20 protein-coding genes are annotated in these 16,983 nt (G+C 64.9%); 13 read left to right on the top strand and 7 right to left on the bottom strand.

Features of this window, described 5'->3' with window-relative positions:
• The first annotated feature begins 160 nt into the window (after positions 1-160).
• The 3 genes from FV217_RS02985 (at position 161) to FV217_RS02975 (ending at position 2,006) form a co-directional block, all read left to right on the top strand.
• Complete coding sequence (locus FV217_RS02985; protein WP_187272410.1) at positions 161-532, top strand: DUF262 domain-containing protein; 372 nt, start codon at positions 161-163, stop codon at positions 530-532.
• Positions 533-618: 86 nt separating this feature from the next.
• A complete protein-coding gene (locus FV217_RS02980) occupies positions 619-1,341 on the top strand; it encodes a hypothetical protein (RefSeq protein ID WP_187272409.1) in 723 nt (240 codons plus the stop codon).
• Between the two features lie 2 nt (positions 1,342-1,343).
• Positions 1,344-2,006: a HEPN domain-containing protein gene (locus FV217_RS02975; protein ID WP_210245116.1), complete on the top strand. Its 663-nt coding sequence runs from the start codon at positions 1,344-1,346 to the stop codon at positions 2,004-2,006.
• 245 nt (positions 2,007-2,251) lie between these two features.
• Here the strand turns inward: FV217_RS02975 and FV217_RS02970 are convergent, their stop codons facing one another.
• Positions 2,252-2,626, bottom strand: coding sequence for a PH domain-containing protein (locus FV217_RS02970; protein ID WP_147078721.1), 375 nt, complete (start codon positions 2,624-2,626; stop codon positions 2,252-2,254).
• A gap of 112 nt (positions 2,627-2,738) precedes the next feature.
• Here FV217_RS02970 and FV217_RS02965 point away from each other — a divergent pair, with 112 nt between their 5' ends.
• Positions 2,739-2,984, top strand: a complete 246-nt coding sequence (locus tag FV217_RS02965; protein ID WP_147814134.1) for an acetyltransferase — start codon at positions 2,739-2,741, stop codon at positions 2,982-2,984.
• 231 nt (positions 2,985-3,215) lie between these two features.
• Here FV217_RS02965 and FV217_RS02960 read toward each other — a convergent pair whose 3' ends face one another.
• Positions 3,216-4,298, bottom strand: coding sequence for a catalase family protein (locus FV217_RS02960; RefSeq protein ID WP_147814132.1), 1,083 nt, complete (start codon positions 4,296-4,298; stop codon positions 3,216-3,218).
• Between the two features lie 204 nt (positions 4,299-4,502).
• Here FV217_RS02960 and FV217_RS02955 point away from each other — a divergent pair, with 204 nt between their 5' ends.
• The 7 genes from FV217_RS02955 to FV217_RS02925 all read left to right on the top strand — a co-directional run bounded on the left by FV217_RS02955 (position 4,503) and on the right by FV217_RS02925 (position 10,787).
• Positions 4,503-5,261, top strand: a complete 759-nt coding sequence (locus FV217_RS02955) for a pyridoxine 5'-phosphate synthase (protein ID WP_147814130.1) — start codon at positions 4,503-4,505, stop codon at positions 5,259-5,261.
• A 465-nt stretch (positions 5,262-5,726) separates the two neighbouring features.
• Positions 5,727-6,140, top strand: coding sequence for a holo-ACP synthase (gene acpS, locus FV217_RS02950; RefSeq protein ID WP_147814128.1), 414 nt, complete (start codon positions 5,727-5,729; stop codon positions 6,138-6,140).
• Positions 6,141-6,263: 123 nt separating this feature from the next.
• Positions 6,264-7,070 (top strand): signal peptidase I, encoded by an 807-nt coding sequence (gene lepB, locus FV217_RS02945; RefSeq protein WP_147814126.1) that lies wholly within the window; start codon positions 6,264-6,266, stop codon positions 7,068-7,070.
• Position 7,071: 1 nt separating this feature from the next.
• A complete protein-coding gene (rnc, locus tag FV217_RS02940; protein ID WP_147814124.1) occupies positions 7,072-7,863 on the top strand; it encodes a ribonuclease III in 792 nt (263 codons plus the stop codon).
• Complete coding sequence (era, locus tag FV217_RS02935) at positions 7,860-8,849, top strand: GTPase Era (RefSeq protein WP_147814122.1); 990 nt, start codon at positions 7,860-7,862, stop codon at positions 8,847-8,849. The genes rnc and era overlap by 4 nt, the downstream gene beginning before the upstream one ends.
• A 244-nt stretch (positions 8,850-9,093) precedes the next feature.
• Positions 9,094-10,035, top strand: a complete 942-nt coding sequence (locus FV217_RS02930) for a methyltransferase (RefSeq protein ID WP_147814121.1) — start codon at positions 9,094-9,096, stop codon at positions 10,033-10,035.
• Positions 10,032-10,787, top strand: coding sequence for a pseudouridine synthase (locus FV217_RS02925; protein WP_147814119.1), 756 nt, complete (start codon positions 10,032-10,034; stop codon positions 10,785-10,787). The genes FV217_RS02930 and FV217_RS02925 overlap by 4 nt, the downstream gene beginning before the upstream one ends.
• A 15-nt stretch (positions 10,788-10,802) precedes the next feature.
• On the opposite strand, the gene FV217_RS02920 is transcribed toward FV217_RS02925, so the two are convergent.
• The 3 genes from FV217_RS02920 to FV217_RS02910 all read right to left on the bottom strand — a co-directional run bounded on the left by FV217_RS02920 (position 10,803) and on the right by FV217_RS02910 (position 12,465).
• Positions 10,803-11,579 carry a creatininase family protein gene (locus tag FV217_RS02920; RefSeq protein WP_147814268.1) on the bottom strand — a complete coding sequence of 259 codons (777 nt, stop codon included), beginning with the start codon at positions 11,577-11,579 and terminating at the stop codon, positions 10,803-10,805.
• An 85-nt stretch (positions 11,580-11,664) separates the two neighbouring features.
• Positions 11,665-12,081: a CsbD family protein gene (locus FV217_RS02915; protein ID WP_147814117.1), complete on the bottom strand. Its 417-nt coding sequence runs from the start codon at positions 12,079-12,081 to the stop codon at positions 11,665-11,667.
• A 180-nt stretch (positions 12,082-12,261) separates the two neighbouring features.
• Positions 12,262-12,465, bottom strand: a complete 204-nt coding sequence (locus tag FV217_RS02910) for a CsbD family protein (protein WP_147814115.1) — start codon at positions 12,463-12,465, stop codon at positions 12,262-12,264.
• A 253-nt stretch (positions 12,466-12,718) separates the two neighbouring features.
• Between FV217_RS02910 and FV217_RS02905 the strand changes: the two genes are divergently transcribed.
• Positions 12,719-13,129, top strand: coding sequence for a hypothetical protein (locus FV217_RS02905; protein WP_147814113.1), 411 nt, complete (start codon positions 12,719-12,721; stop codon positions 13,127-13,129).
• Positions 13,130-13,155: 26 nt separating this feature from the next.
• Here FV217_RS02905 and FV217_RS02900 read toward each other — a convergent pair whose 3' ends face one another.
• Together FV217_RS02900 and phaZ are read right to left on the bottom strand one after the other, a co-directional pair.
• The gene (locus tag FV217_RS02900) at positions 13,156-13,887 is read right to left on the bottom strand and encodes a SprT family zinc-dependent metalloprotease (RefSeq protein WP_147814266.1); all 732 of its coding nucleotides are present in this window, start codon (positions 13,885-13,887) and stop codon (positions 13,156-13,158) included.
• A 175-nt stretch (positions 13,888-14,062) separates the two neighbouring features.
• Entirely contained in the window at positions 14,063-15,337 is a 1,275-nt protein-coding gene (phaZ, locus tag FV217_RS02895) for a polyhydroxyalkanoate depolymerase (protein ID WP_147814111.1), read from the bottom strand.
• A 249-nt stretch (positions 15,338-15,586) separates the two neighbouring features.
• Between phaZ and FV217_RS02890 the strand changes: the two genes are divergently transcribed.
• Entirely contained in the window at positions 15,587-16,969 is a 1,383-nt protein-coding gene (locus FV217_RS02890; RefSeq protein ID WP_147814109.1) for an ActS/PrrB/RegB family redox-sensitive histidine kinase, read from the top strand.
• Positions 16,970-16,983: the final 14 nt, after the last annotated feature.

Raw genomic sequence — 16,983 nt, 5'->3', positions numbered from 1 at the left:
CTGCTGACGCTGCCATATGCTGCACGGCCAGCCAGAGCATTTGCATCTAAGGTGCACCGCCTTCCTGTTCATAAAGCTCTTGGCGATCTGTTCAGCTAGATTTATGCTCGTTTGTAGTAGCAAGATTCGATATCAAGTTCGTTGTCTGAGGAAGCAGTGCATGCCGGTTGATGATGATAATCTTGAATTTGCAGATGAAGGCGATGCCATCCTTGATGCCAATCAGGTAGCCGATTTCTCGCAAGCCGTTCTTTACTCGACTGATTGGACGGTAGAAACAATTATATCGCAAGCAAAGCGCGGAAATATCGAAATGAGGCCACGCTTTCAGCGCCGTGACGCTTGGCGAGTATTGCGCAAAAGCAGATTTGTAGAATCAATTATTTTGGGTCTTCCAATTCCTCAAATTGTTCTAGCTGAGAAGCGTAACGAGCGCGGTAAATATATAGTCCTGGATGGAAAACAAAGATTATTGTCGTTATTGCAGTTTGTTGGAGATGCTGAAGGTGAAAACAATAATTTGCACTATTAGGATTAGAAGCAAGAGCTGATTTAGTTCGAAAAAAATATAAAGACCTTGCTGAGGACCCTACGCTCTCGAATGAGCTGAATGCTTTCTTGAACCACACTCTACGCACCGTTGTCATCCGGAACTGGCCAAATACGGAATTCTTACATCTCGTATTTTTAAGGCTAAACACCGGAAGCGTAAAGTTATCGCCTCAGGAGCTGCGGCAGGCTGTCGTTCCAGGTGGGTTCTCCGACTATGTCGATGATGCTGCGGCGGCATCCTCAGAGATACAAGCGCTGCTCTCTCGAAAGACGCCAGATCCGAGAATGAGGGACGTAGAACTGCTAGTGAGATATCTCGCACTTCACAACTTTGTTGAAAAATATCCTGGCCGTATGAAAACTTTTCTTGATGAAAGTTGCGAAAAACTTAATAATAACTGGGATAAATCGCAATATGTCGTTAAAGAACAGGTAAGAAACTTTAAAGAAGCCACAAAGGCTCTTATCGATATTTTTGGGGCTAATCGTATAGCACGGAAAGAAAATTCCAAATCGTTTAATCGAGCAATATTTGACGCTCTTGTGTTCTATGCATCCGAACCGCGCATTAGAGATGCAATGTTGGGCGACCGAGATCGAGTTATTAATGCATACAATGAGGTTCTGAAAAACCCTGAATTTGCTGAGGCTATCGAAAGCGATACAGCAGGCTTGCCTCATACTGAAGCGCGGCTCAGAATTTGGGGGGAAGCGCTTCATAATATAATAGCTTTACCTGCAGCGCCACCAAAATTGGTCGATGGAAGAATTTCGTTTGCGGGTTTCTAGCAATGGCGTCCGCTGGTTACATGCGTTTGAATGAGCAGATAGCATATCTGCGTACACATTTATTGCCTGCTGTTTTTGACCCAACAGGTAACTACAGCGACCAAAGCATTTTCGTTAAAGCGCTGGCTTTCAGAGTTTTAGCTCATGCAGAAATCGAAGAATTTTTTGAAGAGCGAGTCACTGAAATAGCTAAAACAGCTTGGGCGTCTTGGAAAGAAAAATGCCATGTATCGGCTACAGCAATGTGTCTTATCGCATTTAGTGGTAGAGAGATGAAGCTTCCTCCAGATACATATAGTGCGCCGGGAGACAATCAAAAGAAGATATGGCCCTCACTAATCGATGTTAATCATAGGTTAAATGAAGCCGTCAGCCTATTTATAAAACAAATTTCGATTAACAATCATGGTATTCGGGAGAAGAATATACTTGGTATGCTGTTGCCCGTTGGTATAGATCATAAGAAAATCGATGACGTTTTTCTTACGGAAATCGATGATTTTGGACAGCAAAGAGGCAAGGCTGCTCACACCAGTTCGGCAAAATTTGTTCAGCAAGGAATCGATCCAAAAGGCGAATATGACCGCTTGCTGAAAATTGTAAGTTTGTTACTGCCCCTCGATGAAGAGCTTGATATTGTTCTAAAAAATTGTACTTCTGTCTAAATAAATATGATCAAAAATTTCAAGAAGACGAGATGTCTTACTTTTGACTGGTGCGCGGGTACGTATGGGCGAGTCAAGGGAGTGGGAAATTGTCGGATTATGGTCGAACGGAAGATTACGGCACCAGGGCATACCATTTCGCCTGGGGCCACAAAAATCGTGAGGGGATCGTACCGAGCTTGGTCAAGCCTTCGCCGTAGATAATAGGGATTCGGTTGCCACGTATGTGAGTTCAGCTAAAGCTCTCACTTCAACGAAGCCGCAATCGCCTGCTGGATCCCCATCACATCCGCCCCGCGCTTCAGCGTCCGCTCGATCGGATCGGGCCGGCCCGACACCCAGACCTTCAGCTCGGAATCCATGTCGAAGCTGCCGGCGGTCTCGACGGAGAAGGAGGTGATCGCCCGGTAGGGTACGGTGAGGTACTCGACCTTGCGGCCGGTCATGCCCTGCTTGTCGATCAGGATCAGGCGGCGGTCGGTGAAGACCATCAGGTCGCGCAGGACCCGAAAGGCGACGCGGACGCTCTCGCCCTGCGTCAGCACGCCGGCGAGCTGCTGGTCGACCTCGCCGGGGGTGAGGTCGCTGCCGTGGCCGAGAAGTCCGTCGAGGAGACCCATGGGACTGCGCTCCGTGTCGTGTCCCGGTGATGTGGGACGGCGCAGCGGGCTTTGCGAGCCGACGCGATGTACGGCGGCATCGAGCATGCTATTTTGCCGGTCGAGGTGATCTATGGCCGACATTTTCAACCAAGCCGTCGAAGCCATGCGCCGAATGCCGTCCGCGGAGCGAGACAGCATTGCCCAGGCAATCGTATCGCTCGCCGGCCATGAGGCCGGACCGCTCGATGTCGAGCCGGAGCATCTGCCCTACGTGCTGGAAGGTCTGGCGCAGATCGAACGCGGGGCGTTCGTCGAGGGCGAACCGGAGGAGATCGTCGCCCGCGCGTTCGAACGAGCCCGCCGCAACGCACAGTGAAGCTGCGTTTTTTGCCGAGGCTGAAGGCGCACGGCGTAAGCGAAGCCGCGTTCAAATATTTTCCGATGGCTCTTTCTCTCGTCGGTTGACCCCCGTCGTCATTGCAAGCGCAGCGAAGCAATCCAGGGCCTCACTCGCTACGTCGGCGCGTTGGCCCTGGATTGCTTCGCCTTCGGCTCGCAATGACGGCAAAGCCTTTGGTCTCGATGGCACGAAGTCGATGTCTGGCTGTCACGCCGGAATCTGCGCGATCCCGCCGGTGTTCTCCGCCTTCACGCCGTTCTCCTCCTGCCGGAAGCGGCTGAGCGCCTGATAGACCTGCAGCCGCGCGCGCATCACCGAGCCCAGCGGACGGTGCGCCGCGAGGCTGTGGGCCGGGCGAAAGGTCATGACCTCGTCGAAGTAGCGCACGCGCTCCGGGCTGTACGCGTCCTGCCGGGGCAGGCGGAGGGTGGCGATCGTCCGGTAGGGGCTGATCGCGACCGGCCAGTCGACGGAGGCGTCCTCGATCGGCTGCTTGTCGCGGTCGGCCCAGAGCTGAGCCTTCAGTTCGTAGACCGCCTCGTTCTCGCTAAAATAGGCCACGGCTGCGTGGCGAAATCCGTCTTCGTCCTGCTTCGGGTCGAGCTGCCAGGATTCGAGGGCGCGCTGGGCCGGCGCGACCGGGACGGCGCCGAGCTTCGCCACGTAATCGCCGAAGCGGATCGGGGCTTGGCTGAAATAGCTCTCGGCCAGGGGATGGCCGAAGGGGTGGCCGAAGAAATCGGCAAGGGCGCTCTCGGTGCCGAAGGCGTGCAGCAGCTTGTTGAAGTTGCGCATCGTGGAGGCGACGGCGCTCTTCACGCCCTCGGGCAGGCCGGTGGCCTTGCCGATGACCGTGCCGTCGCGCAGGAAGCCGGAGGCGGTGCCGGACGGGAAGGTCGTGCCGGTGGCGAGCACGAAATCCTGGGTGTCGGCCGCGTGGCCGGGCAGCTTTTCGCCTGGAACATCGAAGATCTTGAGCGAGAGGCCGCGGTGGGTGGAGACGCGGTCGCCGAGTTTTTCGCCCGGCCCCTGGGCGAAGCGTACAGCCACCGCGTGGCTGCCGGGGGTGGCGAAGAGGCCTTGGGCGAGTTCGGGGGGCAGGTCGTCGGCGATGGTCAGCGTGCCGGTGACGCAGGCGGTGCTCTTGGCGTGGCTGGCGCGCACGGCGTGGCCGTCGCGCGTCTCGACGGTCTGCGACTGCTGGGTCATGCCCTGGATAATGCCGTCGATCGTCGCCTGCTCGTCCTGTTCGGGCGTCTCGATCTCGGGGGCGTAACGCAGGTAGGTCATCCGGTCTCCTCACGATGCGGGCGCGCTGCGGATCTCGCCCGCGGCGCCGGTCCTGGGAGGGCAAGGTTGGATCGGTTCTGATGTTTCCCGCGGGGCGTTCACGTGAACGCGAGCGCCGCCGGTCCATTGTCAACGCGCCGGCCGCGGTCCAATCCGGCGGGAGCGGCCCAGCGTGCGGCCGTCCGGTCCCTGGCGGAGTTTCCCGTGTCCACGTCCTCCTCGCCCCATGCGCTGCGGCTCGGCGTCAACATCGATCACGTCGCCACCGTCCGGAACGCCCGCGGCGGTGTCTATCCGGATCCGGTCCGGGCGGCGCGCGAGGCCGTCGCGGCCGGCGCCGACGGCATCACCGCGCATCTGCGCGAGGACCGCCGCCACATCCGCGATGCCGACATCGCCGCGCTCAAGAGCCTGCCGGTGCCGCTCAACCTCGAGATGGCCGCCACCGACGAGATGGTCGCCATCGCGCTGGCGACGCGGCCGCACGCCGCTTGCCTCGTGCCCGAGAAGCGCGAGGAGAGGACCACCGAGGGCGGCCTCGACATCGTCGGCGGACGCGCCCACCTCGCGCCGCGAATCGTCACGCTGGCGCAGGCCGGCATCCGCGTGTCGCTGTTCGTCGAGCCCGAGGCGGCGGTGATGGAGGCCGCGTCCGCTTTGGGGGCGCCCGTGGTCGAACTCCACACCGGCAGCTATTGCGAGGCGCACGCGGCCGGCGACGCGGCTCGCACCCGCGCCGAACTCGACCGGATCGTGCGCGCGGCGCGCCATGGCACCGCCCTCGGCCTCGAGGTCCATGCCGGGCACGGCCTGACCCTCGACAGCGTCGGGCCGGTGGCGGCCCTGGCCGAACTCAGGGAGCTCAATATCGGTCACGCCCTGATCGCCGAGGCGATCTTCGTCGGGCTGCAGCGGGCGGTGCGGGACATGCGCGCGGCGATGGACCGGTCGCGCGGCGGCTGACCGGTTGCGGCATGGCCGCAGCACACGTGCGCCGGGCTCGACACCTGTCGGCGTCGTACGCGCTAGACGCCGCGATTCCGTACGATAGAATACGCTGCCGGTTTCGAATGAACGCTGGCCTACCGCGCTTGCCGGCCCCGACCATCCCCATTGTCGGTCGGCGAGCGCGGTAGTTTGGTCAAGCAAAAGCCCCGCAGGCGCGTGGCCGCGGGGCTCAAGAGGTGTCGGCGCGGAACGATCGGGACTGTTCCTGCCGGCTCCGCTTCATAGCAGCCCCGCCCGGCGCGAACTGTGGCCGATGAGGCGCACCGAGAGGGCGGCGGCATCCGCTGCGCCGGATAGAGCGGCGATCTGCCCTCCACGATCGCGCTCGACGCGTACCCGCCGATCGGTAATGGATGCGGCATCGCCCTGCGGTCACGCGTGGCGAGATCGTTGCCGTATCGGCTAAGACGCGACGCATCCATGATCCTCGGCATCGGCTCGGACCTCTGCGACATCCGGCGCATCGAATCATCGCTCGTGCGGTTCGGCGAGCGCTTCACCCATCGCGTCTTCACCGATGGCGAGCGGGCCAAGTGCGATGCTCGCGCCGCCCGCGCGCCGTCCTATGCCCGTCGCTTCGCGGCCAAGGAGGCCTGCGCCAAGGCACTCGGCACCGGTATGGCGAGCGGCGTGTTCTGGCGCGACATGGAGGTGGTGAACCTGCCCGGCGGCAAGCCGACCCTGCGGCTCAGCGGCGGCGCCGAGGCGCGTCTCGCCGAGATGCTGCCCGCGGGCCACGAGGCCCGCATCCACATCTCGCTGACCGACGATCCGCCCATGGCGCAGGCCTTCGTGATCATCGAAGCCGTGCCCTCCGGCACGGCGCATCGGTAGCCGGCGCGCGCCCGCGTTGCCGGGGGGCTCGGCTTGGTCTAGACCGCCGCACACCGCCGACGCGTCGCCGGGTCGCACAGTCGCGGCCGTGGCGGAGACCGGCCGGGAGCCCAGCACCAACGCATGGAACAGGCGCGCGTGGATCACGACACGAAGCAGCAGATCCGGACGGCCGAGCCTGATACCGGAACCTGGGCCAGCATCCGGGAGACGGTCAAGGTCGGCATCCAGGCGCTGCTCATCGCCCTGGTGGTGCGGACACTGCTGTTCCAGCCCTTCAACATCCCCTCGGGATCGTTGGTGCCGACGTTGCTGATCGGCGACTACCTGTTCGTGTCGAAATACTCCTACGGCTACTCGAAATACTCCCTGCCGCTCTCGGAGTACCTGCCGTTCCAGTACCACGCCCGCGTCTGGGGCGCAGAGCCGAAGCGCGGCGACATCGCCGTGTTCAAGCTGCCCAAGGACAACGCCACCGACTACATCAAGCGCGTGATCGGGTTGCCCGGCGACAAGATCCAGGTGATCGAGGGCGTGCTCAACATCAACGGCAAGGCCGTGAAGCGCGAGCGCATCGCCGATTACGAGACCTCGGATGCCTTCGGCCAGGCGACAAAGGTGCCGCAATACAACGAGACGCTGCCCGGCGGCGTCGAGCACCGCACCGTCGAGCGCGACGGCGACCACGGCTTTTGGGACAACACCGAGCTCTACACAGTGCCCGCTGGCCACTTCTTCATGATGGGCGACAACCGCGACAACTCGACCGATTCGCGCGACCTCTCGAGCGTCGGCTACGTGCCCTTCGAGAACTTCGTCGGCCGCGCCGAGATGATCTTCTTCTCGATCGACGAGGGCACGCCCGCTTGGCAGGTCTGGCGCTGGCCGGCCGACGTGCGCTGGAACCGCATCTTTACGACGATTCACTGATGTGACGGCCGAAACTGAGAAGACTCCCGCGGACGACGGACAGCAGGGACGTCTATCGAGTCGCGCCCGGCGCGCGCATCGCCCGAGACCCGCGATCGACGTTCTCGAAACCGCGATCGGCCATCGCTTCGCCGACCGGGACCTGCTGCCGCTGGCGCTAACCCATGTCAGCAAGGCGGATGGTGGCCGTATCGGCAGCTATCAGAGGCTCGAATTCTTGGGCGACCGCGTTCTCGGTCTCGCCGTGGCTGACCTGCTCTACGAGGCATTTCCGCAGGCCGACGAGGGCGACCTGTCGCGCAGGCTCGCCGGGCTCGTGCGCCGCGAAACCTGTGCATCCGTGGCGGAGACCTGGGAGGTCGGGCCGCATCTCAATCTCGGCCCCGGCGAGGTTCAGGGCGGAGGCCGGCGCAACCAGACCATCCTGGCCGATGTCTGCGAGGCGATCCTCGGAGCCGTGTTCCTCGATGCCGGCTATGTTGCGGCCAAGGCGATCGTGCGCGCGGCCTTCCGTCCCGAGCAGGACACCGCCGCACCGCGTGGGCGTGACGCCAAGTCGGCGTTGCAGGAGTGGGCGATGGCGCGGGCGCTGCCGATTCCGGTGTATGAGGTAGTGGAGCGCTCGGGCCCGGACCACGCCCCGATTTTCGTCATCGCCGCGCGCGTGTCGGGCGTCGAACAGGGGCTCGGACGCGGCGGCTCTAAACGGCTCGCGGAGCAGGAAGCGGCACAGGCCGTGCTCGACCGCGAGGGAATCGGTGCCGCAGGCGCCACGCAGGACGGACCGGAATGACCGACATCGAGGGACAGGCGCCCGACGAGAACAAGACCGACGGCACGGTGTCGGGCGCACCCGAGAGCGAGCCAGCAGCCCTGAAGCCCGTCGACACCCAGGCCGGCTTCGTCGCGCTCATCGGCGTGCCGAATGCCGGCAAGTCGACCCTGCTGAACGCGATCGTCGGCGCGAAGGTCACGATCGTCTCCCGAAAGGTGCAGACGACGCGGACCCAGGTGCGCGGCATCCTGATGGAGGGCAGCGCCCAGGTCATCCTGGTCGACACCCCCGGCATCTTCGCGCCGAAGCGCCGGCTGGATCGCGCCATGGTGCATTCGGCCTGGAGCGGCGCGGGCGACGCGGACGCGCTCTGCCTGCTGATCGACGCGCGCAAGGGCATCGACGAGGAGGTCGAGTCCATTCTGTCGAAATTGCCCGAGGTGCGGCGGCCGAAACTCCTGATCCTCAACAAGATCGACCTGATCGCCCGCGAAAAGCTGCTCGAACTGGCGCAGGCCGTGAACGCGCGGGCGCCCTTCGAGGACACCTTCATGATCTCCGCGCTGAACGGCGACGGCGTCCCGCATCTGCGCAAGGCGCTCGCCGCCCGGATGCCGCCGAGCCCATGGCTCTACCCGGAGGATCAGGTTTCCGACGCTCCCATCCGCATGCTCGCCGCCGAGATTACCCGCGAAAAGATCTACGACCGGCTGCACGAGGAACTGCCCTACCGCTCCACCGTCGAGACCGACCAGTGGGTGATCAAGAGCGACGGCTCGGTCCGCATCGAGCAGACGATCTTCGTCGAGCGCGAGAGCCAGCGCTCAATCGTGCTCGGCAAGGCCGGCCAGACCATCAAGGCGATCGGACAGGCGGCCCGGCGCGACATCGCCGAGGTCGCCGAGGCTCAGGTTCACCTGTTCCTGCACGTGAAGGTACGCGAGAACTGGGCCGACGATCCCGCCCGCTACCGCGAGATGGGCCTGGAGTTTCCGAGAGGCTGATTCAGCGGCGGCCTGTCCTCGTCATCGATGCGACTGACGGGCCGTCTCCGGCCTGCGACGGGAATTCCCGGGTGTCGATGCCAACCCGTCGCTGCGTCACATGCGCAAACGGTGCGGCCATCAACAGCGCAGTCGTGCCGGACGCCGGCCAAAGCCTGTAAAAGACCGGACTCGGCGCGATTCTCCGAACCGAAAGGGATTCGCCGTCCGCCTGTAACGACCCCGAATGAGTCCCTCCCCGATCATGTCAAACCTCGAGAGCGGAGCCGCTACCGTGCGGCCCGTCGTTTACGGCCTTCCGTCCGACGAACTCGTCGACGTGCCCCAGGACGCGCTTCAGGTCTCTCCGCTCATCCCGGGGTCTGCGCGCCTGGAGGACATGCAGACGGCCGCGCTGCCGGGCTCCGCCGTCGTGCTCGCCCCGCCGGGTACGGCCGAGCGCCGCTACGCTCTTGCGCTCGTCCTGCGCGCACTCTCGCCCGGTGAAACGCTGGTCGTCCTGGCGCCGAAGGATCGGGGCGGTAGCCGACTCGGCAAGGAACTCGCAGGTTTCGGCTGCGCGGTGTCGGAGGAGGCCCGTCGACACCAGCGAATCTGCACGGTCTCGCGTCCGGCATCCCTCGACGGACTCGACGAGGCGATCGAGGAGGGCCGCTCGCGCCATGTCGACAACCTCGCACTCTGCACGCAGCCCGGTATCTTCTCGTGGAACCGAGTCGATCCCGGCAGCGCGCTGCTGCTCAAGCACCTCCCAAAAAAGCTCGCCGGCAAGGGCGCCGATTTCGGTTGCGGTCTCGGTATCCTTGCGCTTGCCGTGCTGCACGCCGAGACGGTCACGAGCCTCGCCATGATCGACATCGACCGGCGCGCCGTCGAGATGGCCCGCCGCAACGTCGTCGATCCGCGCGCCACGATCCGCTGGGCTGACATCCGCCAGCCCGACCCGGCCCTGACCCGCCTCGATTTCGTGGTGATGAACCCGCCCTTCCACGATGGCGGCGCCGAGGATCAGGCGCTCGGCAAGGTCTTCATCGCACGCGCCGCGGACGCGTTGCGCTCGGGCGGCACGCTCTGGATCACGGCGAACCAGCATCTGCCCTACGAGGCGCCCCTGCGCGCCGCATTCCGCACCGTAACGCCCGTCGCCTCCGAGGGCGGCTTCAAGGTCTACGAGGCTCGGAAATGAGCGGCGGCAAGTCCGCTCCTCAAGGTAAAGCCGTCCGTCTCGACAAGCTGCTGGCCAATCTCGGGTATGGCTCCCGTCGCGAGATCCAGGGTCTGGCCCGCGCCGGCGCCGTCCTCCTCGACGGGGAGCCCGTGAGGGACGCGGCCGGGCGCATCGCGCTCGATCCCGATCTGTCCGCGCGCATGACGATCGACGACGAGCCGCTCGATCCGCTGCCGGGCGTCGCGCTGCTGCTACACAAGCCCCTGGGCGTGACCTGCTCGCACAAGGAGACCGGCCCGCTCGTCTACGGCCTGCTGCCCGAGCGCTGGCGGCACCGCGACCCCGCGCTCTCCACCGTCGGCCGCCTCGACAAGGAAACCTCCGGCCTCCTGCTCCTCACCGACGACGGCGCCCTGCTGCATCGGATCATCTCGCCGAAGGCCCATGTGGCGAAGCGCTATCAGGTGACGCTGGAGAGGCCACTCGCCGGCGACGAGGAACGGGTTTTTGCCTCCGGCACGCTGATGCTGGAGGGGGAAGAGAAACCGCTGCTGCCGGCCGTCTTGGAGGTCCACCACGCCACCCATGCCGCCCTGACGCTGAGCGAGGGCCGCTACCATCAGGTCCGCCGCATGTTCGCAGCCATCGGCAACCATGTCGCCGCGCTACACCGTGACAAGATCGGTGGGCTCGAACTGCCGCAGGATCTCGAGGCCGGCCGCTACCGGATCATGGAAGAGGCCGACATCGCGGGCTTGTTCGCCGGTTAGCTTCGGCTTCCGAGGTCAGAGCTCGAAGCGGGAGACCTCGCCGAGCAGTTCGACGAAGCGGCGCGCGCCATGCTCGAGCATCGCCGCGCCGACCTCCGCTGTGCCCAGCGCGGCATGGCCGATCGCACCGGAGGCATGCAGGTCCTCGGCCTTCCAGGCGAAGGCCGCCGGCCGTCCGGCGCGGAGCAGAGAGAAATCGCGCTCGATCGCCACGGTTCGCGGCTGGAAGTTCCGAACATGCTCGGTGCGGACCAGATCCGGCCGCAGCGCCAGCATCAGCGCCGTCTCGATCCCGCCCGCATGAATGCCGTGGCGGATCTCGTCTTCCGGCACGAGCCCATCGGGGTAGCCGAGTCGACTCCACGAAGTCGTCACGACGACGGTGCCGAACCGGCCGCGCAGCTCGCCTGCGATCAGGTCGATCAGCGCGCTGTTGCCACCGTGCGAGGTGACGATGACGAGCTTGGGGCAGCCGGCCCGGTGGACACCGGCGCCGATCTCCATCCAAGCCGCCAAGGCCGTCGCCGTCGTGAGCGAAAGGGTGCCTGGGAAGCTGTCGTGCTCGTCCGACTTGCCGACCGCCTGCACCGGCAGCGTCAGCACGTCGAGAGCGTCGGGAACCAGCGCGGCGACACGCTCGAGATAGCCTTCGGCAATGATCGCGTCGGTACCGAGCGGCAAGTGCGGTCCGTGCTGCTCGATGGCGGCGACGGGCATCACGGTGACGGTACGCGCCATGTCGCGCGCCGCGACATCCACCGTGGTCAGATCGCGCCAGGCGCGTGCCGGCATGGCCCCCTCGTCGAGCATCCCGCCGGAACCCGGCTCGCCGCACAGGAGCGGCAAGCCGGTTCGATCGTCAAGCGCGCTGAGGAGGTCAGCGGCGGCGGCTGAGCAGCCAGCCGATGCCGAAGGCGGCCGCGGCGACGAGCGCAAGGGTCGTGCCCTTGTTCTCTTCAGCCCGCGCATAGACGGCACGGCCGCGATCGCTCACCTCGCGACCGTAATATCGGCCACGCTCCGCCGCCTCGTCGCTGATGGCGCGGCCTCGCTGGGAAACGTCGTCGCGCAAGCTGCGACCGCGTTTGGCGGCATCCTCCGCGAAGTCGCGGCCGTCACGGTGCAGCCGCTCGGCGCGGTCCTGGACGCGACCGTAGGCCGACTGGGCGACGCCGGCGACCTGCTCGTAGGCGCCTTCGACCTGCGGACGGGCGCGGCCGGTCACAGCACCGATGGCACTGCGGCCACGGCCGCGGATGTTGCGGATTCCGCCTTCGATCTGATCTCGGTTCATCGATACGTCTTTCTAAGGCATCGCATTTCTGGGCCGCTGACGGCCCGGGATACGGCGACGCGAAGGAGAAAAAATTCGGGAAGCCTCTTAATGCGACATCGCACGAGGTTTCCCGTGTCGTAGGGAGGGGGCGCCGACAGCGCGCGCATGGGGCGCAGCCGCCGGCAATTATCTCCCGGACTAGAAGCCGGCCTTCACCTTGTCGGCGAGGTTCTTGAGGCCTTGCTTGGCGTTGCCGACGGTCTTCTGCGTCGTGCCTTTGGCTTCCTGAGCATGCCCCTCGGCCTGGAGCGTGGTATTGCCGGTGATCTTGCCGACGCTCTGCTTCATGGAGCCGGCGGCCTGATTGGCGGTCCCCTTGATCTTGTCGGTTGTGCTGCTCATCGCAGGTCTCCTTTAAGGTGCGTCGGCTTGACGCGACGGCCTATCTGGCAACCGGAACGGTACGAGGCAGCGAAGGTTCCAATCTGGCCTTGGTAGGGTCCGATCCGCGAGGCGCGCCGCGGTCATCCCTGGCCACGGATCCGAGCGCTGGAAGCTGCCGATGAACGCGAAGCAGCCGAGTGTGGCCGGGTCGCGCTATCGCCACGACCATTCACGGCTTAATCCTGTCGAAAGCTCCTGTCCGGATTTCCCCATGCGTCGAATCGCGCTCCGCCGCCTCACTCTGCCCGCCTTGTGGCTCCTTGCAGGGACCGGCGCGGCCTCCGCGCTCTCGCTCCCATTCGAGGAGTCGGACTATCTCCCGCCCGAGGCGACGACGACCTATCAGGAGCGCTCGCTCAACCATCAGGCACCCCTGACGATCGAGCATCCGCCTGTCGCGGTGGGCGGGCGCCGTGGCGGCAGCTCTGCGGCGATGGCAGGGTTCTGCCACGAAGGTGGAACGATCGTGCGCCGGGACCGGCTCGGCCAGCCGATCGTTCGCCAGCGCGAGGTCTGCGATAACGTCGCCCCGCGCACCCTCTGGCCCGGCCATACCGACCCGCGCCCAGCCTGGCCTGCCGAGCGTGTGCTGCGCCGGACCTCGGTGCGCACGAAGGGCTGACGGCGCTGCCGGACCGAAGACCGGGTTCAGCCGTAGCGGTGCAGTTCCGAGCCGTGCCGCTTGAGCCAGCGCTCGGCTTCGTCGACGTTCGGGCAGAGGGCGTTCGTCAACGCCCAGAAGCGGGCCGAGTGATTCATCTCGCGCAAGTGCGCCATCTCGTGGGCGACGAGGTAGTCGAGCACGACCGGCGGGGCGAGGATCAGCCGCCAGGAGAAGTTCAGTTCGCCGGTCGCCGTGCACGAGCCCCAGCGGCTGCGCGTGTCCCGCACCGTGATGCGCTTCGGCCGCTCGCCGAGGCGGCCCGCATAGATGTCGGCTGCTGAAGCCAGGTCGCGCTGGACCTCGCGCTGCAGGAAGTCGCGCACCCGGCGTGACACGTGCGCGGCTTCGCCCGATACCGCGAGCACTGCTTCGTCGCCCGCCCGCTCGGCGGCCGATGCGCTTCGCCCCGGGCGATGGACGATGCGATGCATCTCGCCCCGCAACGGAATGCTGGCGCCCGGCTCGAAGGCCACCCGCGCCGGTACCTTGGCAAGCCGCGCAGCGATCCAGCCGCCATGGCTTACGGCGAATTTCTGAGCCGCCGCGAACGAGGTGCGCGTCGGCAGCGTCAGGATGACCTCGCCGGTGGCGTTGGAGACCCTCAGCGTCAGCCGCCGCGCCGTCGGTCGCCGACGCAGGACGACGTGCAGGCCGACGCCCTCGTGCCAGACTTCCAGGAAATCCGGATCGGGTGTCCGCAACAGCATGGATCTCAACGCGGCTACCATGACGCGGATATCCGGCCTCCTGACCGCCTAGGCTCGTCCCCGTCCGTGCTGTCACGTTCGGGTAGCCGTGCCGGAAGCGGCACCATAAGCCGTGTCTCAGAATGGGCATAGCCACGCTGGAGGCCGCAGACCATTCTCATCTGCGGCGGAGATGTTCCGGCCCTCAGCCGACCTCGCGCAGATAGCGGCTGGCGGTGGGCGTTCCCTGCATCTCGCGAATGAAGCGGGCGATGCGTGGCGCGATCACCGAGCGGTAGCGCGAGCCGTTGAACACACCATAATGGCCGACCTCTTCCTGCAGGTGATAGGCCTTGCGCTCGGCGGGCAGGTTTGGGGTCAGGTCGAGGGCGGCCTTGGTCTGGCCGACGCCCGAGATGTCGTCGTTCTCGCCTTCCACCGCGAGGATCGCACAGCGGCGGATTGCGCCGAGATCGACCCGCGTGCCGGCATGCATCATCTCGCCCTTGGGCAACGAACGGTCGACGAACACGGTCTGCACGGTCTGCAGGTAGAACTCGGCCGTCAAATCCATCACCGCGAGGTACTCGTCGTAGAAGTCGCGGTGCTTCTCGGCGGATTCGCCGTCGCCGGTGACGAGATGATGGAACATGTCGTTGTGCGCGGTGACGTGGCGATCGAGGTTCATCGCCATGAAGCCCGAGAGCTGCAGGTAACCCGGATAGACGCGCCGGAAGACGCCGGGATAGATCGCCGGCACCAGCGTGATGCAGTTCTGCTCGAACCAGCCCATGCCACGCTCCTGCGCGAGGCAATTCACGGCTGTGGGCGAGCGATGCGTATCGATCGGGCCGCCCATCAGGGTCATCGAGACCGGGACGTACTGAGACTCCTGCGCTTCCATCAGGGCGACTGCCGCGAGCACCGGCACGGCCGGCTGGCACACTGCCATGATGTGCAGGTCCGGCCCGAGATCGCGAAAGATGTCGCGGAGATAGTCGATGTAGGTGTCGAGGTCGAAATGGCCGTCGAGCAGCGGCACCATGCGCGCATCTGCCCAATCGGTGATGAACACCCGATGGTTCGGCAACATCGCCTCGACGGTGCCGCGCAGAAGCGTGGCGTAGTGGCCGGACATCGGCGCCACGATCAGCAGCTTGGGATCCGGTTCGGCAGGTCCGTGCACGAGACCGCGATCGAAGGCGATGACGTTACAGAACGGCCGTGACCAGACCACGCGCTCGGAGACCGGCACGGCCACGCCGTCGACGATCGTGTTGTCGAAGCCGAAGGCCGGCTTGCCGTAGCGGCGCGTCACCCGCTCGAACATCTCGCAGGCGGCGGTGAGCGGCCGCAAGTACTGTGAGTAGGCGAGCGGGTTGGCCGGGTTCTGCAGGCCGTGCCGGGTCATGTCGGCCATGAGCCGGGCCGGGGCCAGCATTGCCCTCATGGTTTCGTACCAGACGTAGGCGAGATCCATGACGACTCCCTTTGGCGTGGCCCTTTTGCGCGGCTGCGGTTCCAGGATCTGTCGGAGACCCGGCACGCCGAGCCAAATCTGTCTTTCTGGCAATCCCGGTTCAGGGAACGATTCCGCGCGCCGGTTCTTCCGGCATGTGGCCTGAACCGGCGATGACGCGCGACAGCTTCGGCCGTTCCATCTCGCCGGCAGTTGGGTCGACGGCCGGCCTTCCAAAGTTGTGGACACCGTCATGAACGTTTTGAGCACATGAACGACCTGGGCAGCGGAGCCGGCGTCAACGACGCCCGGCATCTCAGGCTCGACACCTTCGTGCGCCTGCGCTGGCTTGCGCTGACCGGCCAGAGCGCGGCGGTCCTCGGTGCGCAATTCGGACTCGGGCTGCGCCTGCCGTTCGGCTGGTGCTTCCTGGTGATCGCCGTCTCGTCCTGGTTGAACCTGGCGCTGCGCATCCGCTTTCCGGCGAGTTACCGGCTCAGCGACGATTCGGCGGCGCTGTTGCTCGCCTTCGACATCGTGCAACTCGCCGCCCTGCTTTTCCTGACGGGAGGGCTGCAGAATCCATTCTCGCTGCTCTTCCTCGCCCCGGTTCTGATCTCGGCCACGGCCCTGCCGCCGGAGCGGACTCTGGCGCTCGGCATGCTCGCGATCGGGCTGGCGACGTTGCTGGCCCTGGTCCATCGGCCGCTGCCCTGGTTCGCCGATGGGCGCATCGAGTTGCCGTTCCTCTATGTCTCCGGCGTCTGGACCGCGATCCTGCTCGGCACCGCCTTCACCGGCGTTTACGCCTGGCGCGTCGCCGAGGAGGCGCGGCAGCTGGCCCAGGCGCTCGCCGCGACCGAACTGGTGCTCGCCCGCGAGCAGCACCTCTCGCAACTCGACGGGCTGGCGGCGGCGGCTGCGCACGAACTCGGCACGCCGCTCGGCACCATCATGGTGGTGGCCAAGGAACTCGACCGGCAGCTCGGCCCCACGGCGACGCAGGCGGTGGCGGACGATCTCAAGCTCCTGCGCGATCAGGTCGACCGCTGCCGCGGCATCCTCTCGAAGCTGACCTCGTTGGACGAGGACGAAGGCTTCCTCCAGACGCTGAGTTTCGGCCATCTGATCGAGGAACTCGTCGCCCCGCAGCGCGCGCTCGGCATCGCCGTCGAGGTCTCGAAGAGCGGGGAAGGGCCGGAGCCGTCCTGCCGTCGCAATCCCGGCGTGACCTTCGGGCTGGCCAACATCCTCGACAACGCCGTCGATTTCGCGGAATCGCGCGTGCTGGTCGAAGCCCGCTGGACCTTGGATCGGGTCTCCTTGGAGTTCCGCGACGACGGGCCGGGCTTTCCGAGTGAAGTCCTGCTGCGCGCCGGCGAACCTTACGTCACCACCCGTAGCCCCGGCCCCTCGACCTCTCCCGACACGGTCGGCTCGGGTCTCGGGCTCGGCCTGTTCATCGCAAAGACCCTGATCGAGCGCTCGGGTGCGCAGCTCAGCCTTTCGAATGCCTCGACTCCGGGGATGAAAGGTGCGGTGGCGCGGATCTCCTGGGCGCGCCACATTTTCGAGCGCGGAACTTTGGCGAACAATTTTGTTGCGCCCAATTCAATGTGGCCACTGCCCGAACGCGGAACGGCGCCCATATAAGTGGTCAAAGCATA

The sequence above is a fragment of the Methylobacterium sp. WL9 genome (assembly GCF_008040035.1).
In the GTDB taxonomy this organism is placed as follows: domain Bacteria; phylum Pseudomonadota; class Alphaproteobacteria; order Rhizobiales; family Beijerinckiaceae; genus Methylobacterium; species Methylobacterium thuringiense.
The sequence above is the reverse complement of the archived record's forward strand: the minus strand, read 5'-3'. Positions and strand labels throughout refer to the sequence as shown.